Source organism: Acidovorax temperans, from assembly GCF_028596105.1.
Taxonomy (GTDB): domain Bacteria; phylum Pseudomonadota; class Gammaproteobacteria; order Burkholderiales; family Burkholderiaceae_C; genus Acidovorax; species Acidovorax temperans.
On record NZ_CP117193.1, the window covers coordinates 1,220,859 to 1,240,214 of the forward strand.

14 protein-coding genes and 1 other RNA gene are annotated in these 19,356 nt (G+C 65.9%); 9 read left to right on the forward strand and 6 right to left on the reverse strand.

What is annotated here, in order from left to right:
- Positions 1 to 57 precede the first annotated feature (57 nt).
- Positions 58 to 1,383 carry a phosphate regulon sensor histidine kinase PhoR gene (phoR, locus tag PQV96_RS05715; protein WP_207373256.1) on the forward strand — a complete coding sequence of 442 codons (1,326 nt, stop codon included), beginning with the start codon at positions 58 to 60 and terminating at the stop codon, positions 1,381 to 1,383.
- Here phoR and PQV96_RS05720 read toward each other — a convergent pair.
- The 5 genes from PQV96_RS05720 to trxA all read right to left on the reverse strand — a co-directional run bounded on the left by PQV96_RS05720 (position 1,375) and on the right by trxA (position 7,017).
- Positions 1,375 to 2,763: an MATE family efflux transporter gene (locus tag PQV96_RS05720; RefSeq protein ID WP_207373255.1), complete on the reverse strand. Its 1,389-nt coding sequence runs from the start codon at positions 2,761 to 2,763 to the stop codon at positions 1,375 to 1,377. The two genes, phoR and PQV96_RS05720, sit on opposite strands and share 9 nt — an antisense overlap.
- 158 nt (positions 2,764 to 2,921) lie before the next feature.
- Complete coding sequence (locus tag PQV96_RS05725) at positions 2,922 to 4,625, reverse strand: hypothetical protein (RefSeq protein ID WP_207373254.1); 1,704 nt, start codon at positions 4,623 to 4,625, stop codon at positions 2,922 to 2,924.
- Between the two features lie 105 nt (positions 4,626 to 4,730).
- Positions 4,731 to 4,985, reverse strand: a complete 255-nt coding sequence (locus PQV96_RS05730; protein WP_044396829.1) for a type B 50S ribosomal protein L31 — start codon at positions 4,983 to 4,985, stop codon at positions 4,731 to 4,733.
- Positions 4,986 to 5,145: 160 nt separating this feature from the next.
- Entirely contained in the window at positions 5,146 to 6,408 is a 1,263-nt protein-coding gene (gene rho / locus PQV96_RS05735; protein ID WP_207373253.1) for a transcription termination factor Rho, read from the reverse strand.
- A 276-nt stretch (positions 6,409 to 6,684) separates the two neighbouring features.
- Positions 6,685 to 7,017 carry a thioredoxin TrxA gene (gene trxA / locus PQV96_RS05740; protein ID WP_015013596.1) on the reverse strand — a complete coding sequence of 111 codons (333 nt, stop codon included), beginning with the start codon at positions 7,015 to 7,017 and terminating at the stop codon, positions 6,685 to 6,687.
- A 109-nt stretch (positions 7,018 to 7,126) separates the two neighbouring features.
- On the opposite strand from trxA, the gene PQV96_RS05745 reads away from it, so the two are divergent.
- From PQV96_RS05745 to PQV96_RS05760, 4 genes are all read left to right on the forward strand, one after another.
- Positions 7,127 to 9,724, forward strand: coding sequence for a PD-(D/E)XK nuclease family protein (locus PQV96_RS05745; protein WP_273624800.1), 2,598 nt, complete (start codon positions 7,127 to 7,129; stop codon positions 9,722 to 9,724).
- Positions 9,721 to 13,245 carry a UvrD-helicase domain-containing protein gene (locus PQV96_RS05750; protein WP_273624801.1) on the forward strand — a complete coding sequence of 1,175 codons (3,525 nt, stop codon included), beginning with the start codon at positions 9,721 to 9,723 and terminating at the stop codon, positions 13,243 to 13,245. The genes PQV96_RS05745 and PQV96_RS05750 overlap by 4 nt, the downstream gene beginning before the upstream one ends.
- 47 nt (positions 13,246 to 13,292) lie before the next feature.
- Entirely contained in the window at positions 13,293 to 14,714 is a 1,422-nt protein-coding gene (locus PQV96_RS05755; protein ID WP_273624802.1) for a TIGR03862 family flavoprotein, read from the forward strand.
- A 99-nt stretch (positions 14,715 to 14,813) separates the two neighbouring features.
- Complete coding sequence (locus PQV96_RS05760) at positions 14,814 to 15,002, forward strand: hypothetical protein (RefSeq protein WP_044396823.1); 189 nt, start codon at positions 14,814 to 14,816, stop codon at positions 15,000 to 15,002.
- Positions 15,003 to 15,114: 112 nt separating this feature from the next.
- Here the strand turns inward: PQV96_RS05760 and ffs are convergent.
- Positions 15,115 to 15,211: signal recognition particle sRNA small type (gene ffs, locus PQV96_RS05765), an RNA gene on the reverse strand.
- 102 nt (positions 15,212 to 15,313) lie between these two features.
- On the opposite strand from ffs, the gene dnaX reads away from it, so the two are divergent.
- From dnaX to PQV96_RS05785, 4 genes are all read left to right on the forward strand, one after another.
- The gene (gene dnaX / locus PQV96_RS05770) at positions 15,314 to 17,323 is read left to right on the forward strand and encodes a DNA polymerase III subunit gamma/tau (protein ID WP_273624803.1); all 2,010 of its coding nucleotides are present in this window, start codon (positions 15,314 to 15,316) and stop codon (positions 17,321 to 17,323) included.
- Between the two features lie 252 nt (positions 17,324 to 17,575).
- The gene (locus tag PQV96_RS05775) at positions 17,576 to 17,908 is read left to right on the forward strand and encodes a YbaB/EbfC family nucleoid-associated protein (protein ID WP_015013601.1); all 333 of its coding nucleotides are present in this window, start codon (positions 17,576 to 17,578) and stop codon (positions 17,906 to 17,908) included.
- 231 nt (positions 17,909 to 18,139) lie between these two features.
- Positions 18,140 to 18,730 (forward strand): recombination mediator RecR, encoded by a 591-nt coding sequence (recR, locus tag PQV96_RS05780; RefSeq protein WP_273624804.1) that lies wholly within the window; start codon positions 18,140 to 18,142, stop codon positions 18,728 to 18,730.
- Between the two features lie 101 nt (positions 18,731 to 18,831).
- Positions 18,832 to 19,257, forward strand: coding sequence for an MAPEG family protein (locus tag PQV96_RS05785; protein ID WP_066694006.1), 426 nt, complete (start codon positions 18,832 to 18,834; stop codon positions 19,255 to 19,257).
- Positions 19,258 to 19,356: the final 99 nt, after the last annotated feature.

Genomic DNA, 19,356 nt, shown 5'->3' on the forward strand with positions numbered 1-19,356 from the left:
CGGTGGAAGCGCCCCTGTAGAGGTTGTGCGTATTTTTGAGAAAGCTGTGCGTCCCCCATGTTCTGGCGTTTCGTATTTTTTCTGACTTGGCAGCTGGCAGGTGGTGCTTTGGGCTGGTGGCGCGCGGGGCCTTGGGGTGCGGCCCTGGGGGCTGCCGTGGCCGCATGGGCCTGGTTTTTGTGGGACTTGTCGCGCGGCGCCCGGGTGCTGCGGTGGCTGCGGACGGGTGACTTGGCTACGGCGCCCTCCATGCGCGGCATGTGGGGTGAGGCTGCAGACCGCGCTCGCCGCTTGCTGCGCCAGAGCGAGGCCAAGGAGCAAGACAGCCACAGCCGCTTGCAAGAGATTCTGGCGGCCCTGCAGGCCACGCCCAACGGGGTGGTGCTGCTCGACAGCGAAGGCCACATCGAGTGGTGCAACCAGATTGCTGCCAGCCAGTTTGGCATCGACGCCCAGCGCGATGTGATGCAGTCCATTGGCAATCTGGTGCGCGATCCTGACTTCAGCGCCTATTACGCGGCGCATGATTTTTCTCGTGACGTGGTGCTGCAGGGGCGCGACAGCAAGCCTTCCAGACCGGTTCGCATTTCGGTGCACCTGCATCCGTATGGCGACGGGCGCAAGCTGCTGCTCTCACGCGACGTCACTGCACTGGAGCAGGCCGACGCCATGAGCCGCGATTTCGTGGCCAACGTGTCCCACGAGATTCGCACACCTCTGACGGTGCTCATCGGCTTCATCGAAACCCTTCAGACGCTGCCGCTTTCCCCGCAGGAGCGCAACCGCTACCTGGGCATGATGTCGCAGCAAGCCTCGCGCATGCAAAGCGTGGTGCAGGACTTGCTCACGCTCTCCCGGCTGGAAGGCAGCCCGTTGCCGGGCATGACTGAATGGACGCCCGTGCAGGCGCTGATGCAGCGCTGCGAGGACGAGGCGCGTGGGCTGTCCGCATTGCTCACACAAAGCCAGGCGCGCCCGCATGTGCTGGAATTTCCGCCAGCCGAACAGCTGCGTGCGCTGGGAGAGATCGCTGGCGTTCCAACAGAGCTGCAAAGTGCGCTGTCCAATCTCATCAGCAACGCGCTTCGCTACACACCTGCGGGTGGCACCATCACCGTGGCCTGGGAGCGGGCCCATGACGGAGCGGTGCGGTTTTCCGTGCGCGACACAGGCCCGGGCATTGCGCCCGAGCATATTCCGCGTTTGACGGAGCGCTTCTATCGCGTGGACCGCAGCCGCTCCCGCGAAACGGGTGGCACTGGCCTGGGGCTGGCCATCGTGAAGCATGTACTGCAACGCCATGGCGCATCGCTCGATATCACCAGCGAGCTGGGCAAAGGCTCCACCTTTTCGGTCACCTTTCCCGCAAACCGCCTACGCTGATGCATGGTGCGTTGAACGCGCTGCTGCCTTGGCCAGCATCACCATAAACGCCGCTGCGGTGACGAGCAGTGCCAAGGCGCTGCACGCCCAAAACGCAGCGGGTGATGCTGCCATGCTGCTCCACACCCCCGTGTCGCTGTAGGCCACCAGGTAGCCGCCGCCCAGCCCCAGCCCCCACAGCAATACGCAATACACCGCCAAGGGGGCGACGGTGATGCGATAGCTTCGCAGCACGAAGACGCACAGCGTTTGCGATGCATCCGCCAGGTGATAGGCCGCCACCCACAGCAGCAGCCCTGACGCCACACCTGCCACGGCGGGGCTGTCGGAATAAACAGACGCAACTTCTTGGTTTGCTATAAATAATATAGCTGCTGGCGCAATTCCAGTAAGCGCTGCAAGCCTAAAACCTATATAAACCACGCGCTGCGCACGCAGAGCCTGGCCAGCGCCCAGCCAGTAACTCACGCGGGTGCTGGTGGCGATGGCCAGCGACAGCGGCACCATGTACAGCAATGCGGCCATGTTGGCTGCAATCTGGTGTGCTGCGGCGGCCGTGGTGCCCTGGCGTGCAATGAACAAGGCCATCAGCGTGAAGGAAGTGACTTCCACCATGATGGCCAGCCCTGCGGGCACGCCCAGTTGCAAAAAGCCGGACAGCGTTGAGGCATGGGGCCGCTCCAGCGGGCGCCAGAGCTGCAAGGGTGTGTAGATGCTTTGGGTGCGCAGCAGCCATATCGCCAAGGCCAGCATGGTGTAGTTGACCACCAGCGTGGCCCAGGCGCAGCCCACTACGCCCTGTGCGGGCAAGCCTGCGCCGCCCAGCGTGAACCAGATGGACAAAGGGACCTTGATGAACAGCGATGCCACTTGCAGCCAGGTCACCAGCTGGGGTTTGCCCAACGCCTGGTTGAGGGTGCTGTACACCCGAAACAGCAGCGCCGCAGGCAGCGCAAAGGCCAGTACGGCCAGGTATTGCTCCACCTCGGCACGCAGGGCAGGAGGGATTTCCGTCCAGCGCAGCAGCGGTGCGGGAAACAGCAGTACCGCCATGCCCAGTGCCGACGCCCCCATGCACAGGTAGAGCGACTGCCGCACCGAAAAACCCATGCCCTGCAGATCGCCCGCACCCCGTTGCTGGGCCCACACGGGCATCAGCGCCTGCAAGACACCCATCAGCCCGACATAGATGCTGATGAAGATGGCCGAGCCCACCGAAAGCGCCGCCAGCGAGGCTTCTCCATCGCGGCCTGCCACCAGGGTGTCCGTTACGCCAAAGGCCATCACCGCCAACTGGCCTGCCAGCACGGTGCCCGCATGGCGCGCAATGCTGGGCAGGTCGGCAGACTGGTCGGTAAGGCGCGGATGGGGCGTGGTCATGCGTTGGTTCAATGGCGGCGCTGGCAGCCCACTGGGCTGCGGAAAGGTGCGCGTTGGTTGTGTTCTCAATGGCGAATGGCAGCAGCTGATTTTCAGCGCAATGCCGGCGCAGACGCGCCCATGGGGCTACCGCGCTACAGATTGGCAGCTGCCCCGGCTTATTGCGGGGCCTGCGCGCGGCGCAGCAGCACAAGCTGGTCGTTCTTGTCCGTGGGGCGCGGCACGATGGCCACTTCTGCCCAGTCGCTGGTCTTGGCAATGCCTGGGGGGGCGGGCCAGGCGTTCAAATCCACCAGAAGCCAGTCGCAGTGGGCCTGGGGGTCTGCCGCTTGCAGGTTCATGCCGCCGTGGTACTGGAAAGCCGCGATCTGTCCACGGCTCAGGCCGTAGGTTTGTACGCAGCCTTGGGGCGCGTTATTCATCAAGCGCACCACGTTTTGCACCTGCGGTGCGTAGCTGCGCGCGTAATTGAGCAAGGGCAGCCACAACGTCAGCAGCAGCAGCCAACCCAGGGTAGCGCCGCTGGCGGGCAGCACCAGGCTCTTCCAGATCGGGGCACGGTCGCGCGATGCACGCCACCACACCAAACTGCACCACGCTACCGAGGCTGCCAGCGCCACCAGCAATGCGAACAGCGAGAACGATGGGCTGAACCCAGGCGCCAGCTTGGCCACGTTGGCCGCTGGTTTGGCTGGTACACCGGTCTGCATGGCGATCCAGATGACCCAGATGGCCAAGGTGGAGATGCTGAAAAACAGCAGGGTGAACCAGTCAATCAATGCAGCCACCGCCCGGCTCAGTGTGGGCAGGGCAAAAGCTGCCAGCGTGGCCATGGCGGGCAGGCCCAGCAGCAAAGCCCGGTCTGCCGGTGCTGTGCTGATGGTGGCGCCCACCGATACCAGCGAGAACCACAGTGGCAACCACAGGTGGCGGTGCCATTGGGTGCTGGCAATCTGCTTGCGCCAGCGCCACAGTGTCCAGATGGCCAGGGGCCACGCAGGCCAGCCAAACCACAGCAGCAGCCGGGCCAGGCTAGCCCACTCTTTGCCGCCCGCATCCGTGCCCACCAGTCGCCAGCGCCACAGGTCGAGCTGCCACGCCATCAGCGCTGCAGCCGCCACCAGAATCAAAGTTGCTGCGACCCATCTGCGCTGGTGGGCAATGTCCACACTGGCACTGCGCCATACCAGCCAAGCGCCGCCCAGGCCCAGCATGGCCGCCAGGGCAGGGGCACCCGCCAGGGTCAGCCCGGCCAGCCCGGCGGCCAGCGCCAGGGCAGGGGCTACGGTATGGAAGCCCAGCGCGGCAAATCCGAAGAACACCAGCGTGGTGCAGCACAGTTGCACCAGGTAGCTGGTGGCTTCGTGCGACAGCTGGGCCAACCCCAGGCAGGCCAGCAGGGCCAGCAGCCCTCCGTCGGCCATCGCGCGGGCGTAGTCGGTAGGCTGGGCCTCGCCGCCAAAAGCAAACGCCACGGGCTGCGCCGCAGGGCTTCGGGCCAGGTAATACACCCCGTACCAGGTGGCTATGAGCGTGAGTACGAGCATCCCTGCGAAGGGCAGCCGTGCCGCCATATCGGGGGTGAGCCCTGCAGGCGCCCATTGGATTGCCAGCGCTCCCAGCCAATAGGGCAGCAGCCCGTCTGTCTCTGGCGCCATGCCGCCCAGCAGAGGGTTCCACCAGGAGGTCTTGCCCTGGGCCAGCTCCAGCATGTAGCCGAACGCGGTGACGTCTGCGCTTTTCCACGGGTCGCGCCCTACAAAACCGGGCACCACATACGCCAGGCACAGCAGCAACAGCGCCCAGCGTGGCAATGCCTGTACGGCTTTTTGGCTGACGATGGCGGGGTTGGGTGGAGTCACGGGGAGGGCGGGGCAACGGGCAGAGCGGTTGCCAAGAATATAGGGAAAACCAAAGAAAAAGGCAGCGCGGTCGCCCGGGCTGCCTTTTTGGCGGATTGCCGCGAATTACTTCGCTGCGGTCTTGCCGAAACGGTTGCGGAAGCGCTCCACGCGGCCACCCATGTTGTCCACCGACTTTTGTGTGCCAGTGTAGAAGGGGTGCGATTCAGAGGAGGTATCCAGCTTGAACAGAGGATATTCCTTGCCTTCGAAGGTTTCGGTTTCCTTGGTGTTCACGCAGGAACGGGTCACGAACTTGAAGCCGTTGGACAGGTCCACGAACAGCACTTCGCGGTAATTGGGGTGAATGCCTTCTTTCATGATCTTCCTTGAGTCAGCTGCGGGAGCCGCATCGGCCAGTCCGATGTACTTTCCGCAAGAAAAAGCCCGCCATTATTGCACAGACTGTTGTTTGCCTTGTTTTCAGATGCCCCGTTCATCGCTTTGAAGCAAGTCGGGGTGCAAGGCAGGGCACTAAAAATCAGCCGCCCCGACGCATCATGTCGAAGAAGTCCACATTCGTTTTTGTGGCCTTCATGTTCTTGATCATCAGCTCCATCGACTCGATTTCGTCCATGTTGTACATGAACTGGCGCAGGATGCGGGTCTTCTGCAAGATCTCGGGCGCCAGCAGCAACTCTTCGCGGCGTGTGCCGCTCTTGTTCAGCTCGATGGCGGGGAACACGCGCTTTTCGTACAGGCGGCGGTTCAGGTGGATTTCGCAATTGCCAGTGCCCTTGAATTCTTCAAAGATCACTTCGTCCATGCGGCTGCCGGTATCGACCAGCGCCGTGGCAATGATGGTGAGCGAGCCGCCTTCTTCCACCTTGCGGGCTGCGCCAAAGAAGCGCTTGGGGCGCTGCAGAGCAGCGGCGTCCACACCGCCCGACAGCACCTTGCCGCTCGACGGCACGACGTTGTTGTAGGCGCGGGCCAGGCGGGTGATCGAGTCCAGCAGGATCACCACGTCCTTCTTCAGCTCCACCAGGCGCTTGGCGCGCTCGATCACCATTTCAGCCACGTGAACGTGACGGGCCGCGGGCTCATCGAAGGTCGAGGCGATGATTTCGCCCTTGACCGTGCGCTGCATTTCGGTCACTTCTTCAGGGCGCTCGTCCACCAGCAGCACCATCAGGTGCACGTCGGGGTTGTTGGCGGTGATGGCGTGGGCGATGTGCTGCATCATCACCGTCTTGCCGCTCTTGGGCGGGGCCACGATCAGCGCGCGCTGGCCGCGGCCGATGGGCGCGATGATGTCGATGATGCGGCCGGTGATGTTCTCGTCGCCCTTGATGTCGCGCTCCAGGCGCATCTGTTCCTTGGGGAACAGGGGCGTCAGGTTTTCGAACATCACCTTGTGCTTGTTCTGCTCTGGCGGGCCACCGTTGACCGAATCCAGCTTGGTCAGGGCAAAGTAGCGCTCGCCGTCCTTGGGCGTGCGCACTTCGCCTTCGATCATGTCGCCGGTGTGCAGGTTGAAGCGGCGCACCTGGCTGGGGCTGATGTAGATGTCGTCCGTACTGGCCGTGAAGCTGGTATCAGGGCTGCGCAAGAAGCCAAAACCGTCGGGCAGGATTTCCAGCACACCATCCGCAAACACCTGCTCACCCGCCTTGGCGCGCTTCTTGATGATCGCAAACATCAACTCCTGCTTGCGCATGCGGCCCGTGTTTTCGATTTCGAGTTCTTCGGCCTGCTTCAGGACTTCAGACACGTGCAGTGCCTTGAGTTCGTTTAAGTGCATGGATTGACTCCTTGGCGGAGCTGGTATGAATCTTGGGGGAGGTGGGCTGATGCCGGATGGGCTGCTGTTTGCAGGTCCGGCTCGCCAGGGATCTTGGTCCGGCTGCCAATGCATGCAGCCCGGTGATCTGTGGGAATTATGACAGGAAAAATGCGGGGGCTTCAGATGCGCAACGCCTTGCCTTGCACGGCTGTCCGCTTGTTATTTACCCGCAGGTCTATCGCTCAACGAAAAAAGCCCCAGCGGCGGTGTTGCCGAGGGGCTTTGGAGAGGGGGTCAGGCCAGTTGCTGGTCGATGAAGGCGGTCAATTGGGCCTTGCTCATCGCGCCGACCTTGGTGGCGGCGAGTTGGCCGTCCTTGAACAGCATCAAGGTGGGAATGCCGCGAATGCCGAACTTGGCGGGGATCTCGCGGTTCTCGTCCACATTCATCTTCGCGATCTGCAGCTTGCCCTGGTAGGTGCCTGCGACTTCGTCGAGGATGGGGGCAATCATCTTGCAGGGGCCGCACCACTCGGCCCAGTAGTCCACCAGCACGGGGGTGCCTGTTTTCAGCACGTCGGCTTCGAAGCTGGCGTCAGAGACATGTTTGATGAGTTCGCTGGCCATGGCGGATTCCTTGTTTTTGATCAGGTTGGGACCGGTGTACGTATAAAGTCTGGGCATTGTGACAGAAACCAATCCCCCATTCACCGGTATGGCCGGGGCCTGCGACGCTATGACTGTCATAGCGAAAAGCGATGATGGCGCAGGCTGGAGCCTGCACCTGTGGCAACGCGCTCTGGCCCAGGTGGCGGCCCATGCCAGTGCCCGGGGCGCTCATCTGGCCCGCACCGTGGTGTTGGTGCCCTATGCCCAGCTCATGCCCTGGGGGCAGCGCCTGTGGGGGCAGCAGTTTCCGCAGGGCTTTGCTCCGCGTTTCGAGACGACCCGCAACTGGGCGCGCCAGCTGCAGGGTTTTGAGCCGTCGGCCGATGATTTTGCGGGCGACGCTGCGCGCGACACCCTCACAGCCCGCGCCCTGCTGGACCGCGTGGGGCAGGGCGCCCTGCGTGAAATGCTGGCCACGCCACTGCAAGAAGCCGCCGCCCAGCTGGCACCCGCCGTGGCGGCCGTGCCCCCGGCGCAGCGGGCGACCTGGGGCGATGAGGCCCGCAAACTCTTGGCCACTGCGGATGAAGGCAGCAGCCTGCACTACGAGGCCCTGGTAGCGCGCCTGGCGCTGGAATGGGTGCTGGCCTCACGGCATGCCACCGATGTGTTGTTTGAGCCCGGTGTGCGGGAGGCCGTGGACGCGCTGGTGGTGCTGGAGGGCTCTCAGTTCGACGCTTTGCCCCAGGCCCTGTTGGCCCATTGGGGCGAACGGGGCGCTTGCATCGTGCTGCCATCGCTGCTGGAAGATGCTTCGGCGCCACCCCAATGGGCCTTGCATGCTGCCACCGACGCCGAAGACGAAGCCCACCGCGCAGCCGCCTGTGTCCTCAGCCACATCCGCCATGGCCGGGTACCTGTGGCCCTGGCAGCCACCGACCGCGCGCTCATTCGCCGTGTGCTGGCCCATCTGGACAGCAGCGGTGTGCTGGTGCGTGATGAAAGTGGATGGATTCTGTCCACCACCCGTGCGGCGTCTCGCGTCATGGCCGCGCTGCAGGCCGCCGCGTGGAATGCCTCGTCCAACGAAGTGTTGGACTGGCTCAAGCACACGCCAGCGCTGACGCCGGGCGAGATCAACCGGCTGGAGTTGTGGCTGCGCAAAGGCGTGTTACAGCACTGGAGCGCAGCCTCTGCCCAGGACCTGAGCGCGCAACCCCACCTGGCCCGCACCGTGGCCACGGTGGAGACCTGGCGCGACGCCTTGCGCGCTGCGCGTCCCTTGGCGCAGTGGCTGCCCGCTCTGCGCGCCGTGCTGGAGCAAGCGGGGCAATGGCAGGGCCTGCAGGCCGACCCCGCAGGCATGCGCGTGCTGGCGGCGCTGCGCCTGCAAGACGGCCAGCAAGCGGAGCTGCAAAGCTGGGGTGACAGTGCGGGCCGCCGTATGACGCTGGCGGAGTTCACCCGGTGGGTGAAGGACGTGCTGGAGGCTGGGCGCTACGTGGCCTCGCAGGCCGCTGATGCGCCCGTGGTGGTGTTGCCGCTGCCCCAATTGCTGGGGCGTCCCTTTGCGGCCGCCGTGCTCCCCGGTTGCGATGAGAAACGCCTGCAGGCCGCTCCAGAGCCCACCGGAGACTGGTCCCAGGCCCAGCGCGAGGCCTGGGGTTTGCCCACGCGCCAGTCGCTGGAGGCCGCGCAGCGGGCCGCCTGGGCCTATGCCCTGCGCACGCCCGTGGTCGATGTGCTGTGGCGCACCGGCGATGAGGGCGGGGAGCCATTGCTCGCCAGCGCCCTGGTGCTGGCCCTGCAACTGCAAGGCGACGCGGCCCAGGGTGCTGACGCCCGCCCGCCCCGCAACGTGCAGGCCGCCCCCACGCTGCGCCCCTTGCCCGTGGGCCAGGCCCTGCCCGTGCAGCAGCTTTCGTCCACCGCGTATTCCGACCTGCGCCACTGCCCCTACCGCTTCTTTGCCCAGCGCCAGCTCGGCCTGCGCGAGGCCGACGAGCTGGACGCCGAGGTGGACAAGCGCGACTTTGGCAACTGGCTGCATGCGGTACTGCAGCGCTTTCATGAAGACCTGCGCGATCAGCCCACCGACGACGCCAGTGAGCGCAGCGCCCGCATGGACGTCGCTGCAGAAGCCGTGACCCGCGAGCAGCGCCTGCAAGAAGGCGACTTTCTGCCCTTTGCCGCAGGCTGGGCGCAACTGCGCGATGGCTATTTGCACTGGCTGGCCGGGCACGAACAGCAAGGCGCAATGTTCCGCCAGGCCGAGGTCAAGGCCAAGCAACCGCTGGGCGACCTGGAGCTGATCGGCACCATCGACCGCATCGACGGCGTCTCCAGCACGGGCGAGCCCACGGTGCTGGTGATCGACTACAAAACCGAAAGCGACAGCGTCACCCGCCAGCGCATCCAAAGCGGCGCGGAAGACACGCAGCTGCCGTTCTACGCCGCCCTGCTGCACCACGACACGCTGCGCGCCGCCTACGTCAACGTGGGCGAGCGCGGCGAGACGCAACTGCACGAACAGGACGAGGTGGTGCACCTGCGCGATGTGCTGATTGAAGGCATCCAGCACGACATGGCCCGCATTGCCGCTGGCGCCCCGCTGCCCGCGCTGGGCGAGGGCTCGGTGTGCGAGTTCTGCGCCGTGCGCGGCCTGTGCCGCAAAGACTATTGGGCAGATGCCGAGCAGGCATTGCTCGCGCCAGAGACGCCATGACCGCCAGTACTTCCCCCGCCACCCAGGCCGCCTACGAACACAACGGCCGCCCCGTCTCGCGCGAGGCCTTCTACGCCATTGCCTGCGACCCTGCCCGTAGCGTGGCGGTGGAGGCCTGCGCAGGCGCTGGCAAGACCTGGATGCTGGTCTCGCGCATGCTGCGGGCGCTGCTCGATGGCTGCGCGCCGCACGAAATCCTGGCCATCACCTTCACGAAAAAGGCCGCGGGCGAGATGCGCCAGCGCCTGCAAGAGTGGCTGGAGCAGTTCAGCCACAAGCCGCTCGATGAACTCACTGCCGAGCTGATTGCACGCGGAATCAGCCCCCAAGGCGCACTGGAAAAGCGCGAGGCGCTACAAAATTTATACCGCCAGTTGCTGGAGGCGGGCCGCCCGGTGCAGATCCGCACCTTCCACAGCTGGTTTGCCGCGCTGCTGGGCACGGCCCCGCTGGCGCTGCTGCAGCAGCAAGGGCTGCCCGCGCACTTTGAGTTGCTGGAGGACGATGCCGAGGCCGTGCGTGAGGTGTGGCCCCCGTTTTTGCAGGCCGTGGCCGACAGCGCCAGCCTGCGCGCCGACTACGAAGCCGTGGTGGCCCGCCATGGCCGATCGCAAACGCACAAGGCGCTGGCGGCGGCACTGGCCAAGCGGGTGGAGTTTGATCTGGCCGACGACGCGGGCGTAGTCGATGCCTCGGTGCCACCGTTCCAGCAGGCCTACCCTGAACTGGCCGCGTGGGCCGAGCCTGCCGAGGCCTTGCAGGATGCAGCCTGCCTGCAGCGCTGGCGCAGCCGCGCCAGCGCTTTGGGCGCTGAGTCCAACAAGACCCCGCAAAAGGCGGCGGACGCCATCATCGACGCGCTGGCCTGCCCCGACCTGAACCAGCGCCTGGACATGCTGCGCAAAGCGATGTTCGTGGCCAAGGAAGACCGCCTGTCGAAGAACCTGGAGAAGTTCCCCGCCGCGCAAGAGGCCGAGCCCGAGCTGCAGCGCCTGCTCACCGCCCGCCGCCAGCACGAGGCCTGGCAGCACCAGCAGCGCATGGCCCGGCTGGCGCGCTGCCTGATTGCGCAGTTTGCCGCCGTCAAGCAGCAGCACGGCTGGGTGGACATGAACGATGTGGAGCGCACGGCCTTGGTCATGCTGGCCGACCCCATCCTTTCTGGCTGGGTGCAAGAGCGGCTGGATGCGCGCATTCGCCACCTGCTGGTCGATGAGTTTCAGGACACCAACCCGCTGCAGTGGCAGGCGCTGCACGCGTGGCTGGCGGGCTATGCGGGCTCGGGCGGTGGCTCGGCTGCGCCCAGCGTGTTCATCGTGGGCGACCCCAAGCAGGGCATCTACCGCTTTCGCCGGGCCGAGCCGCAGGTGTTCATCGCCGCGCAGGCCTTTGTGCGCGATGGGCTGGGCGGCGACCTGCTCAGCTGCGACCACACGCGCCGCAACGCGCAGGGCGTGATTGCCGCCGTCAACGCCGTCATGGGGCAAGCCCAGGCGCAGCACGAGACCACAGGCTTCCGCGACCACACCACCGAATCGAAACACCCAGGCCAGTTGCTGCGCCTGCCCGCCATCACCGATGACGACGATGCGAGCGATGGAAGCAGCACCGCCCGCGACCCGCTGGCCTGGCGCGACAGCCTGACCGAACCCCGCCACGAGGCCGAAGAAACCCAGCGCATGCGTGAATGCGCACAGGCCGCCGCCTGGGTGGCCGCGCAGATCGCCAGCGGCACCCCGCCCAAGGAGGTGCTGGTGATGGCCCGCAAGCGCGACCGCCTGGACACCATGCAGGAGGCCCTGCGCGCCCTACACCTGCCCTGCGTGCAGCCCGAAAAGGCCGACCTGTTCGACGCACCCGAGGTGCAGGACATGGTGGCGCTGCTCGATGTGCTGGTCTCGCCCACGCACGACCTGTCGCTCGCCCGTGCGCTCAAGTCGCCGCTGTTCGGTCTGGGCGACGATGCGCTGGTGGCCCTGGCCGTGCTGCGCCGCCAGCCCGAGCATGCGGGCTGCAGCTGGTTTGATTTGCTATTGAAAAGTGAGCTGCTTGCGCCCGATTTACAAGCGCTGGGGCCTATTTTGATGCAATACCAGGGTTGGGTGCAGCGCCTGCCGCCGCACGATGCGCTGCACGCCATCTACGAACATGGCGACGTGCTGGCCCGCTTTGCCGCCGCCGCGCCCGCCACCCAGCGCCAGGCCGTGCAGGCCAACCTTCGGGCGCTGCTGGCGGCATCGCTGCAGCACGACGGGGGCCGCTACCTCACGCCCTATGCGTTTGTGCGGGCCATGAAGAAGGGCGGCGTGCGCGCCCCCGGCCGGGCCGATGCGCAGGCCATCCGACTGCTGACGGTGCACGGGGCCAAGGGGCTGGAGGCCGATTGCGTGCTGCTGCTGGACACCGACACCCGCCCGCAAAAGGCCGAAACCATGGGCGTGTTGGTGGACTGGCCGGGCGAGCAGCCTGCGCCCTCAGCGTTCATCTTTTTGGCCAGCGAGTCCAACCCGCCCCCCAGCGCCGAGGCCACGCTGGCCGCCGAGCAGCAGGCCCGCAGCCGCGAGGAGCTGAACATGCTCTACGTGGCCATGACGCGCGCCAAGCACTGCCTGGCGCTGTCGTCGGTGCAGCCCAGCAACTCGGCCCCCGGCAGCTGGTGGAACCGGCTGGCTCCGCTGGTCACGGAAGTCGATCTGCAAGCCCAGGCCACAGCAGGGCATGGCGCAGAAGCCGCTGCCCCCACTGATGCACCGGAAACCTTCACCATCCCCAGCCTGCCCGCGCTGCCTGAGGCGCTGCAGACCGCCCGCGTGCACACCGCCGCCGGGCTGGAGGGCGACGCCCCCGTGGCCATGCCGGGCGATGCGGAATCGACCCCGCTGTCGCGCCAGGGCGATGCCATGCACCAGCTGCTGGAGCAGGCCGGTGTGGCCGGTGCCCCGCTGGCCGATGTGCGTGCCCATGGCTGGCCCGCCGCGCGCTTGGCCCGCCTGGCTGCAGACCACGACATCACCCCCGCCGCCGCCGAGCAGGCCGCCCGCATGGCGCAGGCCATTCTGGCGGGCGAGGGCGCCTGGGCGTGGGATGCGGCACTGATCCAGACCGCCATCAACGAAGCCCCGCTGCATTACCAGGGCCAGAGCCTGCGCATTGACCGGCTGGTGCAGCGCCGCGCCGTCCAGGCCGATGACGCCCTGGCGGGCTGGTGGGTGCTGGACTACAAAAGCGCCACGCAGCCCCAGCGCCAGCAGGCTTTGGTGGCGCAGCTGCAGCGCTACCGCGAGGCCGTGTCTGTGTTGATGCCCGGCGAGGTGGTGCATGCCGCGTTCCTCACGGGCGATGGGCGCATGGTCATGGCGGGTGGCACCGAAGCCTCTGCCGCCTCCGCCTTGGGGCATACTCCCGCCCCCGGCACTGCGGCGACGGATGTGCCCGCGCTGCCCGCAGCGCCTGCCGCTCGTCCTGGTGCCGCCAAAGCTGCACCAACGGTGCCCGATTCCAGGCAGGGTTCCCTGTTCTGATCTGCACTGCTCTTGCTATCTTCTCGACGTTGACCCAAAGGCCTCCCGTGTCCCAAGCCCCATCCTCCGCCCCCGCCACTTCTGCCGTTTCCGCAATCTCTTGCGATGTGGCCATCATTGGCGGTGGCCCCGCCGGGCTCATGGCGGCAGAAGTGCTGGCCCAAAGCGGCGTGGCCGCGCATCTGTTTGATGCCATGCCCTCGGTGGGCCGCAAGTTTCTGCTGGCGGGAAAGGGCGGGCTCAACCTCACGCACTCTGAGCCGCACGAGCCTTTTGCCAGCCGCTATGCCGCGCGCAAGCCGCAGATCGAGCCGTTGATCCGCGCCTTCGGCAGCCCCGAGGTGCGCGCCTGGGCGCAGGGCCTGGGGGTGGAGACTTTTGTGGGCACGTCGGGCCGCGTCTTCCCCACCGACATGAAGGCCGCCCCCTTGCTGCGCGCCTGGCTGCACCGCCTGCGCGGGCAGGGCGTGCAGCTGCACATGCGCCACCGCTGGCTGGGCTGGGCCAACGACCACGATGCCGCGCAAGCCGCGCAGCCTGCGCAGCAAGCGCTTGATTTCACGCCATCGTCAGCCCAGGTGCTGCGCTTTGCCACCCCTGCGGGCGAGTGCCAGGTGACCTGCCGCGCCGTGGTATTGGCCCTGGGCGGCGGCAGCTGGGCGCGGCTCGGCTCCGATGGTGCTTGGGTGCCCCTGCTGGCCGAGCGAGGCGTGGCCGTGGCACCGCTGCGCCCCTCCAACTGCGGCTTTGACGTGGCGGGCATGAACGCCCCTGCGGGCGAAACGCGGCGCGCCTTTTTGCAAGAGCTGCTGGGCCGCACACCCGCCGTGCCGGTGGGCTGGACGCCGCATTTCGCAGAACGCTTTGCGGGCCAGCCGTTCAAGTCGGTGGCGCTGAGTTTTACCAGCAGCACCGGCCAGCACTTTCAACGCCGGGGCGAGTTTGTGGCCACGGTCACGGGGGTCGAGGGCAGCCTGGTGTACGCCGTGTCACATCTGTTGCGCGATGAGATCGAGGCCCACGGCCACGCCACCTTTCACCTCGACCTGCTGCCCGACCACAGCCCCGAGCGCGTGCTGGTCGAGGTGCGCCACCCGCGTGGCTCGCGTTCACTGTCCAGCCACCTCAAAAGCCGCCTGGGGCTCGATGGCATCAAGGCGGGCGTGCTGTACGAACACCTGGGTAAAGACGGCATGAACGACCCCGTGGCCCTGGCCCACGCCATCAAGGCGCTGCCCATCACCGTGGCGGCCACCCGGCCCATCGATGAGGCCATCAGCACCGCCGGGGGGGTGACCTTCGAGGCGCTTGATGGGCACCTCATGGCCCAGACCGTTCCCGGCCTGTTCTGCGCGGGCGAGATGCTGGACTGGGAGGCCCCCACCGGTGGTTACCTGCTCACCGCCAGCCTGGCCAGCGGCGTGCGTGCGGGGCAGGGGGTTTTGGCGTTTTTGGGGCGCAGCGCTTGATGGTGAAGCGCCAGAAGCTATCGATTTGATAGCGGGTGAGCCAAGCGAGCAGAATGGCCGGGTACGATGTCCCTGGCCCAACGGAAAGAGATTTTTCGCATGACCACGTCCAACGGCCCCGCCATTGCCGAGATGCAGGCGCAGATTGCGCAGTTGCAGGAGCAAATCCGCACCCACGAAGTCGCCATCGCCGAGTTGCGTGAAAAGGAAACCGAGCTCCAAACCATCGTCTCCACGCTGCAGGAGATGGAGAAGTTCATGCGCGAGTCCGGCGTGCGGCGCGGCTGAGCCCAGCGCACCTGAAACCAAGTGCGGTATCCGCGATATCAGGAAGTGGGGGGAGAAATTCGGCACCTACGGGTGCCTTCTGGCGTGGATGCAATGGCATCCCATTGAATGAGGTGACGAGCCTTACCCCCGGCACTGACTCCACAGTTAGGGCTGCTTGGTTCCCCACCTGACCCGGTTGGCTGCTTTGCCATGCGGGGAGGCCCGTCACCGCGCATTGTACTGCGGATGCCGGGCCCCATCGACCAGCGCGGGGATTTATCGCTGCCGTGAAAAGGGCGACCCCTGCCCAGCCCGTAGAATCCGGCCCCATGTCTTATCTCGTGCTCGCCCGCAAGTACCGCCCCCGCAATTTCACCGAAATGGTGGGGCAGGAGCATGTGGTCCAGGCCCTGTCGAATGCGCTGACCCAGCAGCGCCTGCACCACGCCTACCTGTTCACGGGTACGCGCGGCGTGGGCAAGACCACGGTGTCGCGCATCTTGGCCAAGTCGCTCAACTGCCAGGGGCCTGATGGCAACGGCGGCATCACTGCCACGCCCTGCGGCGTGTGCCAGGCGTGCACCGACATCGATAGCGGCCGCTTTGTGGACTACACCGAGCTGGACGCGGCTTCCAACCGCGGCGTGGATGAGGTGCAAAGCCTGCTGGAGCAGGCCGTGTACAAGCCGGTGCAGGGGCGCTTCAAGGTCTTCATGATCGACGAGGTGCACATGCTGACGAACACGGCGTTCAACGCCATGCTCAAGACGCTGGAAGAGCCGCCCGAATACCTCAAATTTGTGCTGGCCACGACCGACCCGCAGAAGGTGCCGGTCACGGTGCTGAGCCGTTGCCTGCAGTTCAACCTGCGCCCCATGGCCCCCGAGACGGTGCTGGACCACCTCACCCGCGTGCTGGCCAACGAAAACGTGCCCGCCGAACCCCAGGCGCTGCGTCTGCTGTCGCGCGCCGCGCGGGGCTCCATGCGCGATGCGCTGTCTCTCACCGATCAGGCCATTGCCTTTGGCAGCGGCCAGTTGCAGGAAGCGGGTGTGCGCCAGATGCTGGGCGCGGTGGATCGCTCTTACGTGTTCCGCCTCATCGACGCGCTGGCCCAGGGCGATGGCAAAACCGTGGTGGAAACGGCCGATGCCCTGCGCATGAACGGCCTGTCGGCCGCATCGACCCTGGAAGAAATGAGCGCTGTGCTGCAACGCATGGCCGTGTACCAGGCCGTGCCGCAGATGGCGCAGGCCGTGGATGCCAATGACCCCGAGGCGGTAGAGACCGCGCGGCTCGCAGCCCAGATGCCCGCCGACGAAACCCAGTTGCTCTACAGCCTGTGCCTGCATGGCCGCGCCGAGCTGGGCCTGGCGCCTGACGAGTACGCCGCGCTCACTATGGTGCTGCTGCGCCTGCTGGCCTTCAAAGCCCCTGCAGGCCCGGCTGAAAAAAAAACTCTGACGCGGCCTGAGGCTGCGCCCGCACCGGCTCCGGTGACTGCGGCGCAGCCTGTAGCCGCCCCCTTGCCAGTGGCGCTGCCACCGGCGCCTGCCCTGGCGCCAGCTCCCTTTGCTGCTGCAGCCCCGGTGGCAGCTGTGGCCCCGGCCGTTGCGCAGCCACCCGAACCCGCTCTCCCGGTCCCGGCACCTGTGCAGCCCGCTGCAGCACCTGCTCCGGTGGCAGAGTCTGTACCGCCTTGGGAAGAAGACAACAGCAACGAACCCCCTCCATGGCCCGATGCGGACGATGGATCGGTGCCCGCTACCCCTGCCGTACCGCCTGTGCGTATGGCTGAAGAGGTAGAGCGAAATCTGCCTCCAGCGCAAGCAGAAAAAGCGCAGGCAGCTCCTGAATTGGTAGCAATTCCGGTGCGCGAGGCGTCCGAGCCCAGCGAGCGTCTGCAGCCCTTGCCCCTGTCAGCGCCCACACCGGTTTCCGCGCGCTACACGCCCACGGAAGAGGGCGATGTGTGGCACGCCACGGTGCAGCAACTGGTGGCGGCCGAGGCTATTACGGCCCTGGTGCGCGAGCTGGCCTTGCAGTCCCAGTTGGTGGCCCGCGATGGCGCCCATTGGCTGCTGCGGGTGGAGCGCGAATCGCTGAACCAGCCCACGGCCCGCGAGCGCCTGCGCGCCGCACTCGAGGCTGCGGGCCACGCCACGCAGATCAGCGTGGAAGTGGGCCGAGTCATCGACAGCCCCGCCCGCCGCAACGCCGCTGCTGCCGCCGAGCGCCAGCGCGTGGCCGAAGAGACCGTGATGAACGACCCCTATGTGCAGACGCTGATGCGTGAGCACGGCGCGAAGATCGTGCCGGGCAGCATCAAGCCCGCGTGAGATGAAACACCCCCTGAGTCGCCTTCGGCGCCTTCCCCCTCTCTCGCTTCGCGGGAGGGGGACGCTCCCAGCGCACGCGAGCGAAGCGCCGCCTACGCGGCTTGGCGGCCCTTGCGCGGGAGCACTGGTCTGGGCAGCGGCGGTTTCGATGGCCGCTAACGGCGCAAAGCACAATACCGTGAATTTCGGATACTGAATTTCCGTCCCTACGTGGGAATCGATCAACCAGAAAGAAAGCAAAGGAAACCATCCATGTTCAATAAAGGACAACTCGCCGGCCTGATGAAGCAAGCCCAGGCCATGCAGGACAACCTCAAGAAGGCCCAGGACGAACTGGCTTTCATCGAAGTGGAAGGCGAATCGGGCGCGGGCCTGGTCAAGGTGGTGATGACCTGCAAGCACGACGTCAAGCGCATCACCATCGACCCCAGCCTGCTGGCCGAAGACAAGGACATGCTGGAAGACCTGGTGGCGGCTGCGTTCAATGCGGCAGTGCGCAAGGCTGAAGAGACTTCGGCGGAGAAGATGGGCAAACTCACAGCAGGGATGCCAGGCCTCCCCGGCGGCATGAAATTCCCTTTCTGAGGGGGTTGGCTACCGAGCGGGCGATCTGCGTCGTTGGGCGGTGCTCGCAATCCTCACGTACTTCAAGTACGTTCCGGTTGCTGTGCTCCGGCCGCCTAGCAGCTCATCCCGCTCGCTACGCCCTTGAGGGCGGGGTGTGAAAGCCAGTAAAGCCGGGGTTGCTGCCTCTCGGGCTGCGCCTGTTGAAGATGGTTCGTTCACTGCTTCCACTTTTTTCTCAAATCCTCTCTCATGTCTTCCACCAACGCCCTTGAGGTCTTGATCCAGACGCTGCGCCGTTTGCCGGGGGTGGGGGTCAAGTCTGCGCAGCGCATGGCGTTTCACCTCATGCAGCATGACCGGGCGGGGGCGGCGGCGTTGGCGAATGCGCTGCATGATGCGGTGCAAAACGTGCACCACTGCGCGCGTTGCCACACGTTCACCGAAGACGATATCTGCAGCACCTGCCTGGACCCGGAGCGCGATGCATCGCGGCTGTGCGTGGTGGAGAGCCCGGCTGACCAGTCGGCGCTGGAGCGTACGGGGGCGTTCAAAGGGCTTTACTTTGTGCTGATGGGGCGGCTGAGCCCGCTCGATGGCATTGGTCCGAAAGAGATTGGTCTGCACAAGCTGATGGAGCGCGCCAGCGATGGCGTGGTGCAGGAGGTGATTCTGGCCACCAACTTCAATGCCGAGGGTGAGGCCACGGCGCATGTGTTGAGCGAGGCCCTCAAGAACCGGGGGCTGCATGTGACGCGGCTGGCGCGCGGGGTGCCCGTGGGCAGCGAGCTGGAGTATGTGGACCTGGGCACGATTGCGCACGCGCTGGTCGATCGCCGCTGAATTGGCAGGGCATTTGGCCTCGCTTGCGCAGGTAGAATACTCCCAAAATCATAGCGGCTTGCGCTGATACACAGGGGCTTTGGGTCCTAAAAGGCTTACAAATGAATACATCCCTGCAAGTGGCCCGATTCACCGTGGCCTATTGGTGCGTTTTGGTGGCCGCGTTGCTGCCCATTGTGTGCGCCTGGATCGCCAAGAGCGGCACCCTGGGCAAGCCGCCCGCTCAGGGCGGCTATGACAACAGCGACCCGCGCAGCTGGCTCGCCCGCCAGGGTGACTGGCGCGCCCGCGCCAATGCCGCGCAGGCCAACAGCTTTGAGTCGCTGCCCTTTTTCATTGGCGCCGTCATCATTGCGCACCAGCTTGGGGCGCGGCAGACCTGGCTGGACTTGCTGGCCATGCTGTTCGTCATGCTGCGCATGTTCTACATCATGATGTATGTCTCCAACGTGCCCACAGCCCGCAGCGCCGTTTGGGCCGGGGCGTTCATGGTGAATGTCGCGATCTTGTTCGTGGGCTATCGCTGAGTTGCGGTGGGCAGGTTTTTTGCATGCCATGGGCACTAGCTGCCCTCACTGGCTGAAAAAGCACGGCAGTACGTAAAAGTCCTCAGGGGTGTTCCCTGA